Below are 15,420 nucleotides of genomic sequence, written 5' to 3' on the forward strand. Positions count from 1 at the left end.
CACAATAACTAACTGAAAATAATTGCTTGATTTTCGATCACCACAATTGCATAAAAAGCATTCTGCAATATTATATCGAATAAATCTATTTTATATGGATATAAAACATAATCCTTATAATATTAATTATAAGTTAATAATTGACTTTAAATTTGTGCGCTACCACAAAGAAATGAAAATAATCCCATTTAGTATTTCACCGAAAATATTTCTATTGAAATTATAAATTAAGTCACTTTAATGCAAAATGCAAACCGTGACGTTGTCACAGTTTGCATTTTGTCGAAAGGAGAGTGAAAAGAGTTAGGATAATAAATTGAAATAGTATGAATTATCTATCATACGTTTCACATAATAAAAAATGTATATTGATTGATTACTTCAGCAATAAACATGATGGCTGCTCCAATGATAATGTAATAGTTATTATTAATCAATAGGTTATCCTTTGCTTTCCATAGGGAGTAAGTCCAGATTACCATCGCAATAATATACAAACACCATGAAAGCATTCTTAATCCGAAGGCGCTTTTGATATTGAATTCAGCTTGATGTGGAAAAATAACATTATCATTAACGATTGTGATTTCCGATAGCCACTCCATATAGGCGGGTTGCTCAATCAGTCGTATGGTAACGCTAATGAAAACAACCAGCAAAGCGGCCATCACTAATTTGATCGGCAATATTCCTCGAAGATATTTTCCTAATGGATAGTAAATAAATAACAGCGCCAATGCAGGCCCTAATGTAAATACTGCACTATAGAATAAAAAATAGGTGTTAATGTTTGCCCAAGTAATCATGGCGCTATTAGCATAAATAATTGCCATATAATAAAGGTCAATTAAACCAATAACCCCAATTGCCAGCATAATATAAACATATGCGCGTTTTGTAATCACAAAAAAAAGTGTATATAAGACCAGCAAACCAAAATAGATGACAGCAAAAAATATTTCTATGTTTACCCATTCATGTATTATGTTTTGCAATGTGTGATAAACACTAAATGGGTATTCTATAATGTTCAAAGAAGCAACTAACCCTATCCCAGCCAATGCGCTACTGACTAGTAATGTTCTTAGTAATATTTTTTGCACTAAAATAGTCACTGAATGTTGCCATGTGTTTAACTCATGCCTAATCCAGTAAGTATAAAGCCCGCTCATCAATACAAGCCCCACTGAACTCTGTACTATCATTGTAAATGCAATTAATGACCATTCACTCATGCCACAACCCTATTCTATCTATCTGTAACCAAATAACATCATCAACGCGTATTATATCCATATATAATTAATTAAATTTCAGTTTTATCAAGATATTATCTTGAGTGGCTAAAATTTTACACAAGTTAAACGTTAATACAAAAAAAATTTATTTTTCCACTAGTGATGATAAATACTACGATTAATGGCAGTATCTTGCCCTTATCAGAGCAACCTAAATGTGTTAAATTTACACATATCAATCACTTCTAATGAGCATTTCCTATGATCCCGGAAAAACGTATTATTCGTCGGATTCAATCTGGTGGTTGTGCAATCCACTGTCAGGATTGTAGCATTAGCCAGCTTTGTATTCCTTTCACCTTAAATGAACATGAACTTGATCAGCTTGATAACATTATTGAGCGTAAGAAACCTATCCAGAAAGGGCAAACGTTATTTAAGGCCGGTGATGCATTAAAATCACTCTACGCCATCCGCTCTGGGACCATCAAAAGCTATACCATTACCGAAGAAGGCGATGAACAAATTACAGGTTTCCACCTTGCTGGTGATTTAGTTGGATTTGACGCCATCATTAATACTGAACATCCAAGCTTTGCCCAAGCTTTGGAAACGTCAATGGTATGTGAAATCCCATTTGAAACGCTGGATGACCTTTCTGGAAAAATGCCTAATCTCCGCCAGCAAATGATGCGTTTGATGAGTGGAGAAATCAAAGGTGACCAGGAAATGATCCTGCTGCTTTCCAAAAAGAACGCAGAAGAGAGATTGGCTGCTTTTATTTACAACCTGTCACACCGCTTTTCACAACGCGGCTTCTCACCGCGTGAATTCCGCCTTACCATGACACGCGGTGACATTGGTAATTACTTAGGGCTGACTGTTGAGACAATTAGTCGCCTACTTGGCCGCTTCCAGAAAAATGGAATTTTAGCGGTCAAAGGTAAGTATATTGCGATTGAAGATATGAATAAATTGACTGTGTTGGCTGGCAAGTCCCCAGCTAATGCATCCTGACGTTAGTTAAAATTTAGGCCAGATCACTGTATTTTTCTGATCTGGCTTACTCTTATCCTGTTATAGTTGTTTATATTGGTTTATTTTCTGTACGAAAGAGGCATTCAGACTCTGCGAGGAACTCAATATGGCAAACTACCAAAACCTCTTGGTTGCAATTGACCCTAATCAGGATGATCAGCCCGCATTAAGGCGTGCAGTCTATATCGTGCAACGCAGTGGTGGGCAGATTAAAGCGTTTTTACCTATTTATGACTTTTCATATGAAATGACCACTTTACTTTCTCCGGAAGAAAGAAATGCTATGCGAAAAGGTGTCATAGGCCAACGAGTCGCCTGGATAAAACAGCAAGCCCATTACTACCTTGAATCAGGCATTGATATTGAGATCAAAGTGGTTTGGCATAATCGTCCTTATGAAGCCATCATCCAAGAAGTTATTACTGGAAATCACGACTTATTATTGAAAATGGCACATCAACATTCCCGACTGGAATCGATGATTTTTACCCCACTTGACTGGCATCTATTACGTAAGTGCCCTTGCCCAGTCTGGATGGTAAAAGATCAAGTATGGCCAGAAAATGGTTCTGCTGTTGTTGCTGTCAATTTATCCAATGAAGAACCTTACCATAATGAATTGAATCTTAAATTGGTGCGTGAGACACAAGAACTTGCCAATCGAATTGTAAAAGACCCTCTGATCCATCTGGTTAGCGCTTATCCAGTAGCACCTTTAAATATTGCAACTGAATTGCCTGACTTTGATCCTAATGTGTATAACCAGGCATTACGTGGCCAACATTTAATCGCCATGAAAGAGCTAAGACAAAAATTCTATATTGATGAGCAGCAAACTCACGTTCATGAGGGTATACCGGAAAAAGTCATCCCCGAAATATGTGATGAACTTAATGCGGGTGTGGTTGTTTTAGGTATTCTTGGTCGAACGGGGTTATCAGCCGCGTTTCTTGGCAATACTGCCGAACATGTCGTCGATCGACTAAGATGTGATTTGCTAGCTATAAAACCTGATGGTTTTGTTTGCCCAATCAAAATAGATGTAGAGTAACGTGCTTAGTCGTTGATAGATTGCCCGACTTTCATTTCGGGCAATCTCACGTTTTATCATCAACAATATTTTTCAGAACTTATGTCCACCAAATAATATCACCATCTTCGTGACGTCCCATAAAGCATGTAATGAGTAGCCGCTTTTCCTGCAATTGATTGGCATTTCCAGTTAAAACTGCATGTATCAAATTGCCATTGAGTAGGATCAAATCCCCTGGTGCTATATCAATGACCATACTCTCATGTTCTTCGAGTAGATCTGTAGGATAAGGAAAACCACTGTGGGTGAGTCCAAGAGCAGAACGTGATTCCATATCAGGGTCAATATTCCACACTTTCAATTGCCCGCCCCCTTGTGGAACTTCCGCATAAAAATTGACTGCCATGACACGCTTGATACTCTGAATCTCAAAATCATTTTGTCGAGGATCGCCAAGTTGAGCTAAATCATCGTGAGGTAATAATAAAAACTCCCCTGAATTATTCCAATAGACTGCTTTGACATCACCAGCCGGCATTCCTTGATACATGGCTGGACGAACCTGTAATAAGTTTTCTGACTGCGAATCATTTAATTGCGCTATAAAATATGCTTGAGGATTAAGCGTCCCCTGAAAAAGTTGAGTAATTGCTGGACGAAAATATTCAACCTCTTTGAAATACGCAAGCGTTGTTTTTTCTATGTGAGAAGCACCAAGGAAATACCCTTCTATACCATCTATCCCGTCACCATATCGGGGTTTTCTTGCTGTAGATGACCAAAAATTATCAATGATTTTTTGTCGTTGTTCCCACGATAAGAAATCACGGATTCGACATGCTGCAAGATGACCATCCAGAAGAGCATCAACAGCCCTTTTTTCTATGCGGCCTTCAGTTTCATGTATAACAAATTCTGATTCTTCCAGCTTCACTCCTGTAAGTGATAAATTTTTGTGCGTCATGACTATTCCTTCAATATATTGAATCATATTTCGTTTAATTTATTTTTGGATTCTTTCTTTTATATCTTGAGTTTTATATAACATTTTTCGTTTCCTATGCAAAAAGCCTACAATTGCAGGAACGGGACTTACTATTCTCTCCTGTTCTTTAAATTTAGAATCATATCTTTCCCGCAATTTAGGCAGAAAACTCCAGTGTGTGCTACCTGAAATATGGTGTTCTTGATGGTGACCATCATTAAAAGTTAATAAATTGTACAATTTACCATAATAACTGACTGAATTGGAGAATTGATTTTCTGGATTTGCTCCATAATGTTCATAATAGTTTTGAATATTAACCAAAATAAAAGAGACTAATAATGACGGCAAATAACAAAGCAATGTCCATTGCCAAGATAAGGTAAAGAAAAAAACCAGTCCAACAAACATAGCAAGCCGATCCAAACGCAGTTGGATAAGTTCTTTCTTCTTATTAGCCTCAATTTTTGAAATTAATTTTTCAAATCCATGATCATATTGACTGAAAGGTTTTCTCCATGAAAATATTGCCCATAACGTATGAGGGATGATTTTATAAAGGGTATTTAGTCCGCCTAAAATAGCATAATTCAATAATGTATTATGTTTCCCATCTTTACCGCCCCAAAATGTTGACGAACCATCCTTAATAGGATCACCATTATCATTATGATATTTATGGTGATTTCTGACATGTGTAAATTGATAAGCTTGGATTGATTGCCCTATATTGATAGAGTTGAGCATAGAAACGAAACCATTCATAGTTGGCGATATAAACCATGGAGTATGACTAAAGAAATGTGAAATGACTATAATATTGTATGTGGCTATAAATGAAAGAATAGCCATATTAAATAGCCAATTTGAAATTGAAAAACCACTCCAATATGACGATAGCACTATACTTATAATAATATTTAACAAGCTAAAAATAAACATGATGGAATCTTTAGTGGAATATTTCCATATTTTCATATTTACCTCATTTTTAAAATTGCAATAGTAAATATACTTTAAAGTTAATATTTTCATTATGTAATAATATAATGATTAACTTTGCCAGATATTCACTATTAATGATTTTTTATTAAAAATAAGATTGCAAACTTCCTCGGCGTCTGACATCTAATGTTGCACAATGGAAAGACCCACCGAAGCTGTTGAAATTCCTGAAATTACATGGAATAGGTGTGAACCCCCAACGTTTCATTGCGGCTATCATGGGTTCATCTTGCTTTTCTACGATCACTCGATTTTCATCCAACATTAGTATATTCATATTAATCCATTTACTGGTCATATATAAAGGATGGGAATCTGGAATAATCGGTTTTGGTGCATGCAATACATCCCAGCCTTTAAATAAATCTGGAATTTCCGATACCTTATCAGGATTAATCAGTAACTTCCCTGGTGCAATAGGAACAAAAGTTGCGTCAATATGCATTGGGTTTGGATCATCAAATTCAAAAACATGTATACGATATTCATCTCCAATATGTCTTCTTAGCCATTCAATTCCAAAATCATTTGTTACATGACTTTTCTGAGCAATTATATCTCTGCCACAACGATAAAAATCAGCCGCGTCAAAAGTGGGTTCAAACTCTGTTACTGCAAGAACAACTTTCTGTTGTTCTATACTCTCTTTCTCCCAATTAAAATTATATTGTTCATCAGTCAATTGCGGTTTAGGGGCAGCGCTCCATTTAGCTCCAGCCTTAAAATATTCTTTCATCAAAGATTTATAGGCTGACGTTTCAAAATAACGAGAACGCCATGCCAGCGGGCATTCGATAATATTATCACCAATAACAAAAAGTATATCTCTAGGCATGGCACAATATAATCCTGTACTTGCCCATCCTGGTGCACCGAATACTTGTGATTGATCTTGGGTATCGGGACGACGAACTTTGACTCCTTCATTTGTAAGAATATTAACAAATTCCTCTAACTCTCTAGAAGCTGCTTCAATACGTTCTTTAGGAAAAGAACGTCCCGCATTCCGTTGGAAATTAATGACCTGATCATCTGGTAATACAGGTTCCAGTGCCATATGCCATGTAGGAAATCTGGCACCATCAACAAGACCAACAATCACTTCTTCAAGTGGATCCCACTCGGTAAATGCATTGACGGGTGACTTAGGTGATTCTAAATGAGATAATTTTTTCATGTTGCCCCCATTTTGTTATTTAATGTTATTCATTATCCTCGCCTGTTGAGATTAATCAGATTTTAAAAATTAGCAACTCTGGTGATCTTTAGTTATTTTATTATTGTCAGACTACAAAATAATAATCCATATAAATCACAAGTATTTTAGCTATTTGAATTTATTAATTTTATTTATCTTTTTTTCACGAAAAACCATAGCCAAACCGGCTATTATCGCGAACATACCAACGATACTTAAAATAGATAACGCATTACCTAAAAATAAGTAATCCATTATTGCTGTTACTCCCGGAACAAGGTAAAACAAACTAGTGACATTAACTAAATTACCAGCTCTTATAAGTCTATAAAGTAATAATTGAGCTACTACAGAAATCACTAAGCCAAGCCATAATGCAGGTACAATAAAACCGATGACAGGTTCAATATGGAAAGGTTTGAAAGGTATAAATAACAGGCAAAGCAATAAACTGACACCATATTGTAATGGTAATACTTCAGAGGGAGCTTGCTGGATTTGTTTCTGAAAGATGGCTCCGATGCTCATACAAGCCAGAGCCGCTAAAGCAAAAAAAGTTCCTGAAAAGGAAAACTTTGTCAAAACCAACCCTTGAAATACAACAAGCATTAATCCGATGAACGACAGAGATAATCCTATTAAACGGCGAGCTGTGAAATTTCTTTCCATCACCCAAAGTGTAATAATCGGCTGAATTCCCATTACCGTAGCCAAGATGCCGGGGGTTATTCCATTTTCTAACGCCAGAAAATAAAAAATCGAATATCCTCCAATGATTAGTAACCCAACCGCAGCAATTTTATTCCTGCTTCCAGAAGCTGGAAGGAAATGTTTTTTGAACATGCAGAGTGCTAACAAAAATAGAAATGCAATCGCAAAACGCACCGTCAAAATAGCAAAAGAAGAACTATGATCCAGTCCCCAACGAGAAAAGATTGCGCCACTACTCCATAATAAAACGAAAAGGGAAGTTGAACCGTAAGCACTCCAAAGTGTTGTTTTTGAGGTCATACAAATACACCTGTCATTGTTATTTAAGAAAGGTAAAATATGTCGAATAATATTTGATCGCAAAAATAGAGCAAGATAGCGGCCCTTTCCTGTCAAAAATTCAGATTTCTGGCGGCGTTTCTTAGACGTTCATCTCCACGGCGATCATACTTTTGGGTTGTAGTGATGCTTGAATGCCCCATTGCATCTTTGACAGTCACGATATCTTCACCATTATCCAGCATGGCTGACGCAAAAGTTCTGCGCAGATCATGCGGGGCAAATTTTTCCAATCCGCTTTCTATTCTGCGTGTCTCAAGGATGTGATAGATGGCTTGATCTGATAAACGATTATCAGTGACATCATCATGACGACGAATTCGGGTAAAAAGCGGGCCGGAGTGATCTCCACGCACTTCATCCACCCAACGATTTAAACGTTCCCATGTTCCTTCCGGCATATAGGACAACCGCTCTTTATTACCTTTTCCCATCACTCTTAATGCCTGCTCGCGACGAATAATGTGCTTCATATCGAGTGAAACAATTTCTGAACGACGAAGCCCGCACCCCACAAGCACACCAATGATAGCTGCGTCACGTAACCCTTTTGTGCTGATATCATTTTCGCAGGTAAAGAATAAAGTTTTTATTTCATAACGCTCAAGTGCTCTGCCTTTCGGTAGTCGATTTCCTCTGACAGATCGCACCTGTTTTATATGTTGAAAATTGTCTGTGTCGAGTTGTTTCATTGTCCATGCTTCCAATGCAACTCCTTTCAAGGCGGCGAGATAAGTATTAATTGTTGCAGGGGCTTTACCCGAATCTGAAAGCATTTCCATAATGGCTTGAACATGATGGCGACGAAGTGCATGCCAGGTACAATCCTGCACATTTTGATATCCCAACATTTTTGCCACGATATCCAGAAAAGATTTCATGGTTTGGCGACTGCGTTTTGATCCAAGACTGACAAGATAAGCAATGGCGGGATTGTCATATATCTGTCTTCCCGTTGCTGATAGCGACATCAGCATACCCTGTTCTTGTTGATGATCGTTCGGCACAATCAATGATTGTTTATCACTGTTATTTTCATGATCGAACGGAACTGACATTTCCATTTCCCTATTCCTATTCCTGGTGGTTTGTTTTTTGTGCAGCTTAGCTGCGCCTTGGTCGTTACGCTCTGTAAAAATTATGGCTTATCACCCACGTCATCTTATTCAATAAGTCTTACTTTTTCAAATGTATATTTTAATAAGTAGATGAATGGCGATAAAAATACGCTAAACATGCAGTATCATAATGCTTTGAATTTATTGAAAATTTATTTTTAATGATTAGTAATGACCCTGGAAAGGGTTTCGACTGTCTTGCTTTATGACGTTATCACTTATTTTATCTGATACGTTTTAGGGAAATTTGGTTTATGTTAATAATTATAATGTATTTAAGGTGCGTTGAGGATACGTCATGAAACAGAGTGATACAATGCCGTTATCCTAGCCAGCCTTATGGGACAAGCGCCTTCGCCAGAAAGGATAAATACTTTGGCTAGTAACCTACATAATTTATGGACCCATAAATGAACATATCGACAATAAAACAACCTGCCCATCAAATTTTATTCTCACTTTTGTTCCGTTCACGCTGGGCACTTACCATTGCTGTCCTTGCCAGTATCGCCAATGGCATTTCCAGTGTTTCTTTGATTACATTAATTAATAGAGCAGTGACAATCCCCAGCGAAAATTACTCTTCATTCGCTTGGTCTTTCGGTATCCTGGCTGTGCTGGCTATTACCTGCCGCATTTTGAGTGGCGTGATTTTCGCTAAATTAAGCCAGAACACAATAGCGAAGATGCGCCAACTTATTTCAGAGCGCGTTGTTCGTGCCCCCTTTCGTCAGATTGAGCTACTTGGTACTTCTCGGGGGCAGTCCATTATTACTGATGATACAACTAATGTATCAATATTATTCTTCACCTTACCCAATATCATAATGCAGGGAGCGATCGTACTAGGCTGCCTCGGTTATCTGGCCTGGTTATCCTGGCCTGTATTCTCTTTAGCATTGGCTGTAGTCATCATTGGTTCACTCGGTTATAGTCTTGGCGGCGCCAGAGCGATCTCTTCATTCAAAGCAGCAGGCAAGGCACAAGATCGTCTTTTCAATCACTTCAACGCCTTATTTTCTGGAGCAAAAGAGTTGAAGTTGCATTTCTCACGCGCCCAGTCTTTTTTTACCCGCTCACTTAGCAGTGAAATTGATGCGGTACGCCAGCATCGTACTCGTGCTTTTAGTGTTTATGCCTTTGGCTCTGGCTGGATCCTCTTCTTATTTTATGTGTTCTTAGGCGTAGTGATATTCGCCCCGACTGTGATGCCATCTCTTGGAACAACGACTTTGGCTGGCTATTTGATTGTTTTTCTGTTTATGCTGATGCCCCTGGATGGGCTGTTAAACAGTATTCCAACACTGAATGTCGCTCGTGTGTCGCTGCACCGCATTGGAAATGTACTTGCTGAATTGAATGAGCAAGATCACTTTGGTCAGCAAATCTCTGCTAACGAATTTGGTGAAGTTCACTCACTACACCTGTCTGGCCTTACCCACAACTATTATCGGGAGAGAGAGGATGAAGTATTCCAACTCGGTCCCATTGATATGGAACTTAAAAGAGGAGAAATTACTTTTCTGATCGGTGGTAATGGCAGTGGTAAGACGACACTCGCCAAGCTTTTAGTCGGCCTCTATGCACCTGAAAGTGGCGTCATTACCGTTGATGGACATGTCATTACTGACAGCAACAGAGCAAACTACCGACAATTATTCTCAGCGATTTTTTCTGATTTCCACCTTTTCGAAACTTTGGTCGGTCTGAGTGACTCAGATTCAACGCTGGATGCGCGTGCTAACGCGTTACTCGCTAAACTACATTTAGATCACAAGGTAAAGATTGAGCACGGTTGTTTCTCGACCCGTGATTTGTCACTGGGACAACGGAAACGTCTTGCCTTAGTGGTTGCTTATTTGGAAGACCGGCCATTTTACTTGTTTGATGAATGGGCGGCTGATCAAGATCCACTGTTTAAGACGGTATTCTATCAGGAATTATTGCCCGAATTAGCCGCACGTGGTAAAGCCGTGCTGGCGATTACACACGACGATCGTTTTTTCCACTTGGCTGATCATTGTATCAAGCTGGAAAATGGCCGACTTCTTGTCAAAGATGAGACCGTACTGTAAGGCTGGATAATCAGCGTGGCAATGCGATAAATCCCTCTTCCAGCCCATGAACTTCTATCCCTTCCGGCATAGCCTCACCAACAGTGACCTGGCGGGATATAGCCTGACTGTTTAAATCCGGACGCCAGTTTACGGTTAATTGTTCATTACTGGCTCGAATTAGTGCTGCTTCTGGTATCACCATTCCCTGTTCATTGCGATAAATAACAATATTGACTTTGGCACTCATTCCGGGCCTGATGGGATAGCCCTGATTCAGGGATGAAGTCACTTTAATCACAACATCATAATAAATCGCTGAACCTGATTTATCCGTACTCACGCTTTGCATCGCAATGGTTTCAATTTCGCCATCCAGAGGGTGCTCAGAAAATCCCTCCCCACTAATTTTTACTGCCTGCCCTTCTTTGAGTTTGGCGAGATCGGTTTCTTCGACCTGCGCCAGTACCTGATATTGGGTTGTGTCCATAATTTCCAGTAAAGGCATTCCTTCTGTCATCCGAACGCCTGTCTGAATCGTTAAGAGCTTCTTACTTTCTCCCTGTGTTGCCCTAAGCACAACACCCGAAAATGGAGATTTGATTTCTTTATGTAGATATTGTTCTTGTAGCGCCTGATAGCGGCTTGTTGCATTTTTCAGCTCCATTTCTGCAACACGGACGTTGTCAATATTTCCTTTTTGTCGAATGGATGCAAGATCGTCCTGTACTGAAGCAAGTTCCGTGAGTTGTCGGCGAAGTTGCTGCTGGAGAGTTTCCACTTCCATTTTTGGCACGATACCCCGTGAAAACAGAGCCTGGGTTTTGGCGAGATTATTTTTCAGTTCCATAACCATATGGTTTGCATTTTCGACGTTTCTTCTGGCTCGGATAACTTCTTGACTATTCTCCCAGTCATGCAATTGGTTAACGACTGATGAGGCTTTGATCATCTCAACTTGCGCTTGCCGAAGATCAATATCAATCTTTCGGGTATCAAGCATAACTAATGTCTGACCTGCTTTCACCCACTGTCCTTCTTTGGCCAAAACGTGTTTGATAATGGCATCAAATGGCGCGGGTATAGTTTCAAGACGTGCAGATTGTAGATGGCCGACCAGGCCAAGCCGTTTTTCTATAACAGTTTGTTTTACCTCAATCCATTGTACTGACTCCTGAGCTGGCGATTGCTTTAAGGATAAAAAGGTAAAAAAACAAGCCACCACAATAAATATGCCAGCGATGACCCATCGATAACGTTTAATCATTGAGTGTTATCTCCCAGCTTTCCAGTGTAGTACCAAGAATTTGATCCAGTTCAGCCTGAGCATTGAGATAGTGAATCAGCGTATTCAGGCGTGCATTTTCGGCATTTCTTAGGTCGGTTTCAAAACTCAGAACCTGAAAGTTGCTGGATCGGCCAGCCTGTAACTTTTCCTGTTCAATGTTGAGTTTCTTTTGAGAAAGTGAACTGGCTTTTATTGCCAGTTGATATTCCTGCCAGCGTGATTCTGTATCACGGATTGCATTAATGACTTTTTGTTCCAAATGTGCTTTTTCCTCCTCCAGGCGTAAGGCTTGCTTCTGGACATTGACTTTCGCCTGAACTTCTGCTTGTTTCTGAGTCATATCACCAATTGGAATATCCAATTTTATACCTACAAAATTTTCCCAGTTCCGAGTTTCAGAAGTTGAACGATCCTGAGATGCACCGCCTACCAGTGATAAATCCCAGAGCCGGTTATTTCGGGCCTGCAATAATTGAATATCGGCGGTTTTTGCAGAAAGTAATTGAATAAGGTAATCAGGCTGCTGGGCTTGTGCCCTGGCAATTGATTGTTCAATATGCAGACTGATCTGTGTTCCTTTTAGCGTATCTGTCGCATAGATGGGAGTTTTATGGTTTAGGGCAAGTAACTTAAGTAATGCCAGCCTTGTGGAATGCACATTGTTTTCCGCCTCTTTGGCCGAAAGCTCCTGCATCGCCAAATCAGCCTGTGTTTGTATGATATCGGTCTGGGCCATTCTGCCTGCATCAATCAACTCTTTGTTAATTCCGACTAATTTCCGCATCCGCTTCAGGGAAGCAACTGATAATGATTGTTGCTCCTGCGCACGGAGTAATGCATGGTATGCGAAAATTATTTGCGTGATTGAATCGGAAATCGTCGCTTTTAAATTCAACCGATTGGTTTGTTCCTGGAGTTTAGCCAGTAAAATTGGGGCATTGTTAACATCGGTTCCTGCTCCCCGTAAGAGAGGCTGTACTACAGTAATACTTGCGCCATCATTATGAAAATTGTTTACCCCGGCTCTCGTGTTCTCGCGCGTCCAGGAAAGAGTGAAACGCGTTCCCAACGGAGTGAGCAGTGTGGCATTCGGAGAAAGGTTGGTTTTCCTGAAGTTTTCATCCTGATTTTTACCCGCAATGTAACGCCCACTTAGCTGTAGTTTTGGTGTAAATCGATCTTCTGCCACCCGTAAGTCAAATTTCTGGGCAATACGATCCAGATAAACACTACGGATTGCGTAGTTATTCCTTAAACCAAGCGATATCGCATCACTCAATGACAAGCCGATAGCCTCTTCTGAGGCTTCCCGACGCAGATTGTAATCCTGTTCAGATGCAGAAAGCTCTGTTTGGGGAAAAAGGAAAAACAAGCTCAGAGAGCCATAAAGGAAATATTTTTTAATCATCACGTAATGCCTGTACGGGTTCCATTTGAGAGGCTTTATGTGCGGGATAAAAACCGGAGATAAGTCCCGCCATGACAGAACTACCTATCCCTAAAGGAATAGATAAAGGGGCTAAAGAAAATGACCAGCCAGAATAACGGACAAAAAGAAAGGAGACGATAACCCCTGTCAGTGTACCAAGAATGGCGCCGGCTAAAGTCAGTGCCGCCGCTTCATACAAAAAAAGACGCCGGATATCCTGCGTTCTTGCACCTAACGCCATACGTAACCCGATCTCTTTTCGGCGGGCGGAAACGTTCATCAGCATCACATTTGAAATGGCAATACCGCCGGTAAGCAGTGAAATGCCCGCCAACCCGATCAACATAAACGAAAAGGTTTTGCTTTGTTCTGTCTGCCCTTTCAGTAGTTGCTGGGCTACCCGAACGTCAATATCAACCGCCGGAAACTTGCGCTTTAGCAACGCCAATAACTCCTTCGCATCGGTTTCTGTGGTTGCGGTTGTTATGGTGCGAGCGATGATGCCATTCAAATCGGTATTGGGTGAGATTTTTCGCATGGCATTGATAGGCACAATCACCACCGAATCCAGCGAAAAAGGAAAGATAGGGTTTTGCCCTTTTATAGCGAAAATACCAATCACGGTGTATAAATAGTTACCAAGCTGAATCTGCTTACCAAGTAGACGGGATGGCTTCTCTTCACCAAGGGTAACAGCAACTTCATTGCCAATGACCACATAAGGCGAGTGTTGATCATAATCAGAGATAAAACGGCCATAACGAAGCCGCAATTGCATGACTTCCTCTAGTTCAGCAGAGGAGCCTATCATGGTAAAGGTTTCTGTTTTCCCGTTATAGCGCCCGGGCGAAGGATAATAGATCCAGGGGGCGGCGGAAGATAAACCCGGAATAGCGGTTGTCAGATCGGCCATGGTAATTGACTGACTATCAATCCCATGATTATAGGAATTCAGACTTGCTGTAATGACGTTGATATCAAGCCCGCTGAACATCTTCAACGCAGCCAGTGTAGCGTTATGTCCGGTATTAACAAATGCCACAACAGATGCGCAACCAATAGCGATACCCGATAAAGCCAACAGAGTGCTTCTCCCTGTTGCCATTAAGTTCCGCCAGGCTTCTCGCCAGATCATTAATACCGACATGCCATAGTTGCTATCTTGCATGTATTGTCATCCCTCTGGTTTCATGCAACTGACCGTCAACGATACGTAATTCACGCTGCATATGGTTCGCAACCATAGCATCGTGGGTTATTACGACCAGCGTCATCGCTTTGTCTGTATGAAGAGAAGAAAGTAGCAATAAAATTTCTTCTGCGGTTTGGCGATCCAAATTGCCGGTAGGTTCATCAGCCAGCAGTAACGAGGGTTCTCCGGCCAATGCCCGGGCGAGCGCTACCCGTTGTCGCTGCCCGCCGGATAAGTCTGCCGGATAGTGAGCAGCACGATGTGAGAGACCAACCAAATGCAGTTTTTCTCTGGCAATTTTATGGGCCTGCGAAGCAGAAATACCGCGGTAAAGTAGCGGCAAAGCAACGTTTTCTGTGGCTGTTATTCCGGCTAACAAATGGAAATTTTGAAAAACAAAGCCAATTTCTTTATTGCGCATTCTGGCTCGGAGGTCAGCATCGGCGGTTGACATATCGACGCCGCAAAGAAAATACTCACCGGAGGTGGGTTTATCCAGCAAGCCAAGGATATTTAATAATGTACTTTTACCTGAACCCGATGTTCCGACAATAGCACAGCTCTGACCGGCATAAATTTGTGCAGTAATGTTTTTTAGAACGGCTATTTGATTCTTTTCACCCTGTTGATAAATATGGGTTAACCGTTGCATATTGATAACAGGTGATATTGGTATTGTGGGATGAATCGAATTTATAGTATCCATTATTTTTATAATATCCTCTCTCTTTAATATCTACCAATCTTAAACCAATATTGTTATGGTGAATTGCGTTGTAATTATAAATATAT

General features: G+C 40.2%; 13 protein-coding genes. 3 read left to right on the top strand and 10 right to left on the bottom strand.

All coding sequences use genetic code 11. The features are described 5' to 3' along the window. Positions 1–347 precede the first annotated feature (347 nt). Positions 348–1,235: a DmsC/YnfH family molybdoenzyme membrane anchor subunit gene (locus ABLA76_RS00905; RefSeq protein ID WP_348986514.1), complete on the bottom strand. Its 888-nt coding sequence runs from the start codon at positions 1,233–1,235 to the stop codon at positions 348–350. A 264-nt stretch (positions 1,236–1,499) separates the two neighbouring features. Here ABLA76_RS00905 and ABLA76_RS00910 point away from each other — a divergent pair, with 264 nt between their 5' ends. Then, entirely contained in the window at positions 1,500–2,255 is a 756-nt protein-coding gene (locus tag ABLA76_RS00910) for an FNR family transcription factor (protein WP_348986515.1), read from the top strand. A gap of 127 nt (positions 2,256–2,382) precedes the next feature. Continuing rightward, complete coding sequence (uspE, locus tag ABLA76_RS00915) at positions 2,383–3,327, top strand: universal stress protein UspE (RefSeq protein WP_047770109.1); 945 nt, start codon at positions 2,383–2,385, stop codon at positions 3,325–3,327. A gap of 79 nt (positions 3,328–3,406) precedes the next feature. Here uspE and ABLA76_RS00920 read toward each other — a convergent pair whose 3' ends face one another. From ABLA76_RS00920 to ABLA76_RS00940, 5 genes are all read right to left on the bottom strand, one after another. Then, entirely contained in the window at positions 3,407–4,273 is an 867-nt protein-coding gene (locus ABLA76_RS00920; RefSeq protein ID WP_047770107.1) for a hypothetical protein, read from the bottom strand. 39 nt (positions 4,274–4,312) lie between these two features. Further along, positions 4,313–5,272: a fatty acid desaturase gene (locus ABLA76_RS00925; RefSeq protein WP_348986516.1), complete on the bottom strand. Its 960-nt coding sequence runs from the start codon at positions 5,270–5,272 to the stop codon at positions 4,313–4,315. A gap of 112 nt (positions 5,273–5,384) precedes the next feature. Continuing rightward, positions 5,385–6,476 (bottom strand): amidinotransferase, encoded by a 1,092-nt coding sequence (locus ABLA76_RS00930; protein WP_348986517.1) that lies wholly within the window; start codon positions 6,474–6,476, stop codon positions 5,385–5,387. A gap of 150 nt (positions 6,477–6,626) precedes the next feature. Then, positions 6,627–7,508, bottom strand: coding sequence for a DMT family transporter (locus ABLA76_RS00935; RefSeq protein WP_047770101.1), 882 nt, complete (start codon positions 7,506–7,508; stop codon positions 6,627–6,629). 92 nt (positions 7,509–7,600) lie between these two features. Continuing rightward, the gene (locus ABLA76_RS00940; protein ID WP_348986547.1) at positions 7,601–8,518 is read right to left on the bottom strand and encodes a tyrosine-type recombinase/integrase; all 918 of its coding nucleotides are present in this window, start codon (positions 8,516–8,518) and stop codon (positions 7,601–7,603) included. A 557-nt stretch (positions 8,519–9,075) separates the two neighbouring features. Between ABLA76_RS00940 and ABLA76_RS00945 the strand changes: the two genes are divergently transcribed. Then, positions 9,076–10,740 (top strand): cyclic peptide export ABC transporter, encoded by a 1,665-nt coding sequence (locus tag ABLA76_RS00945; RefSeq protein ID WP_285810797.1) that lies wholly within the window; start codon positions 9,076–9,078, stop codon positions 10,738–10,740. Between the two features lie 10 nt (positions 10,741–10,750). On the opposite strand, the gene ABLA76_RS00950 is transcribed toward ABLA76_RS00945, so the two are convergent. The 4 genes from ABLA76_RS00950 to ABLA76_RS00965 are packed head-to-tail and all read right to left on the bottom strand — an operon-like array spanning position 10,751 to position 15,334. Continuing rightward, positions 10,751–11,986: an HlyD family efflux transporter periplasmic adaptor subunit gene (locus tag ABLA76_RS00950; protein WP_348986518.1), complete on the bottom strand. Its 1,236-nt coding sequence runs from the start codon at positions 11,984–11,986 to the stop codon at positions 10,751–10,753. Further along, on the bottom strand, positions 11,979–13,415 hold the full coding sequence (locus ABLA76_RS00955; RefSeq protein ID WP_348986519.1) for a TolC family protein: 1,437 nt from the start codon (positions 13,413–13,415) through the stop codon (positions 11,979–11,981). The genes ABLA76_RS00950 and ABLA76_RS00955 overlap by 8 nt, the downstream gene beginning before the upstream one ends. Then, the gene (locus ABLA76_RS00960; RefSeq protein ID WP_348986520.1) at positions 13,408–14,604 is read right to left on the bottom strand and encodes an ABC transporter permease; all 1,197 of its coding nucleotides are present in this window, start codon (positions 14,602–14,604) and stop codon (positions 13,408–13,410) included. Before ABLA76_RS00960 ends, ABLA76_RS00955 begins: the two co-directional genes overlap by 8 nt. Then, the gene (locus tag ABLA76_RS00965; RefSeq protein ID WP_348986521.1) at positions 14,594–15,334 is read right to left on the bottom strand and encodes an ABC transporter ATP-binding protein; all 741 of its coding nucleotides are present in this window, start codon (positions 15,332–15,334) and stop codon (positions 14,594–14,596) included. Before ABLA76_RS00965 ends, ABLA76_RS00960 begins: the two co-directional genes overlap by 11 nt. Positions 15,335–15,420 lie beyond the last annotated feature (86 nt).

Origin of the sequence: Xenorhabdus sp. SGI240 (assembly GCF_040081915.1) — a bacterium.
GTDB lineage: Bacteria > Pseudomonadota > Gammaproteobacteria > Enterobacterales > Enterobacteriaceae > Xenorhabdus > Xenorhabdus bakwenae.

What these genes read in the sequence shown, in the direction of transcription:
- ABLA76_RS00960 (WP_348986520.1), bottom strand. Translation starts at nt 14,604, where the DNA reads ATGCAAGATAGCAACTATGGCATGTCGGTATTAATGATCTGGCGAGAA.
- uspE (WP_047770109.1), top strand. Translation starts at nt 2,383, where the DNA reads ATGGCAAACTACCAAAACCTCTTGGTTGCAATTGACCCTAATCAGGAT.
- ABLA76_RS00905 (WP_348986514.1), bottom strand. Translation starts at nt 1,235, where the DNA reads ATGAGTGAATGGTCATTAATTGCATTTACAATGATAGTACAGAGTTCA.
- ABLA76_RS00930 (WP_348986517.1), bottom strand. Translation starts at nt 6,476, where the DNA reads ATGAAAAAATTATCTCATTTAGAATCACCTAAGTCACCCGTCAATGCA.
- ABLA76_RS00935 (WP_047770101.1), bottom strand. Translation starts at nt 7,508, where the DNA reads ATGACCTCAAAAACAACACTTTGGAGTGCTTACGGTTCAACTTCCCTT.
- ABLA76_RS00955 (WP_348986519.1), bottom strand. Translation starts at nt 13,415, where the DNA reads ATGATTAAAAAATATTTCCTTTATGGCTCTCTGAGCTTGTTTTTCCTT.
- ABLA76_RS00965 (WP_348986521.1), bottom strand. Translation starts at nt 15,334, where the DNA reads ATGGATACTATAAATTCGATTCATCCCACAATACCAATATCACCTGTT.
- ABLA76_RS00920 (WP_047770107.1), bottom strand. Translation starts at nt 4,273, where the DNA reads ATGACGCACAAAAATTTATCACTTACAGGAGTGAAGCTGGAAGAATCA.
- ABLA76_RS00950 (WP_348986518.1), bottom strand. Translation starts at nt 11,986, where the DNA reads ATGATTAAACGTTATCGATGGGTCATCGCTGGCATATTTATTGTGGTG.
- ABLA76_RS00910 (WP_348986515.1), top strand. Translation starts at nt 1,500, where the DNA reads ATGATCCCGGAAAAACGTATTATTCGTCGGATTCAATCTGGTGGTTGT.
- ABLA76_RS00945 (WP_285810797.1), top strand. Translation starts at nt 9,076, where the DNA reads ATGAACATATCGACAATAAAACAACCTGCCCATCAAATTTTATTCTCA.
- ABLA76_RS00940 (WP_348986547.1), bottom strand. Translation starts at nt 8,518, where the DNA reads ATGTCGCTATCAGCAACGGGAAGACAGATATATGACAATCCCGCCATT.
- ABLA76_RS00925 (WP_348986516.1), bottom strand. Translation starts at nt 5,272, where the DNA reads ATGAAAATATGGAAATATTCCACTAAAGATTCCATCATGTTTATTTTT.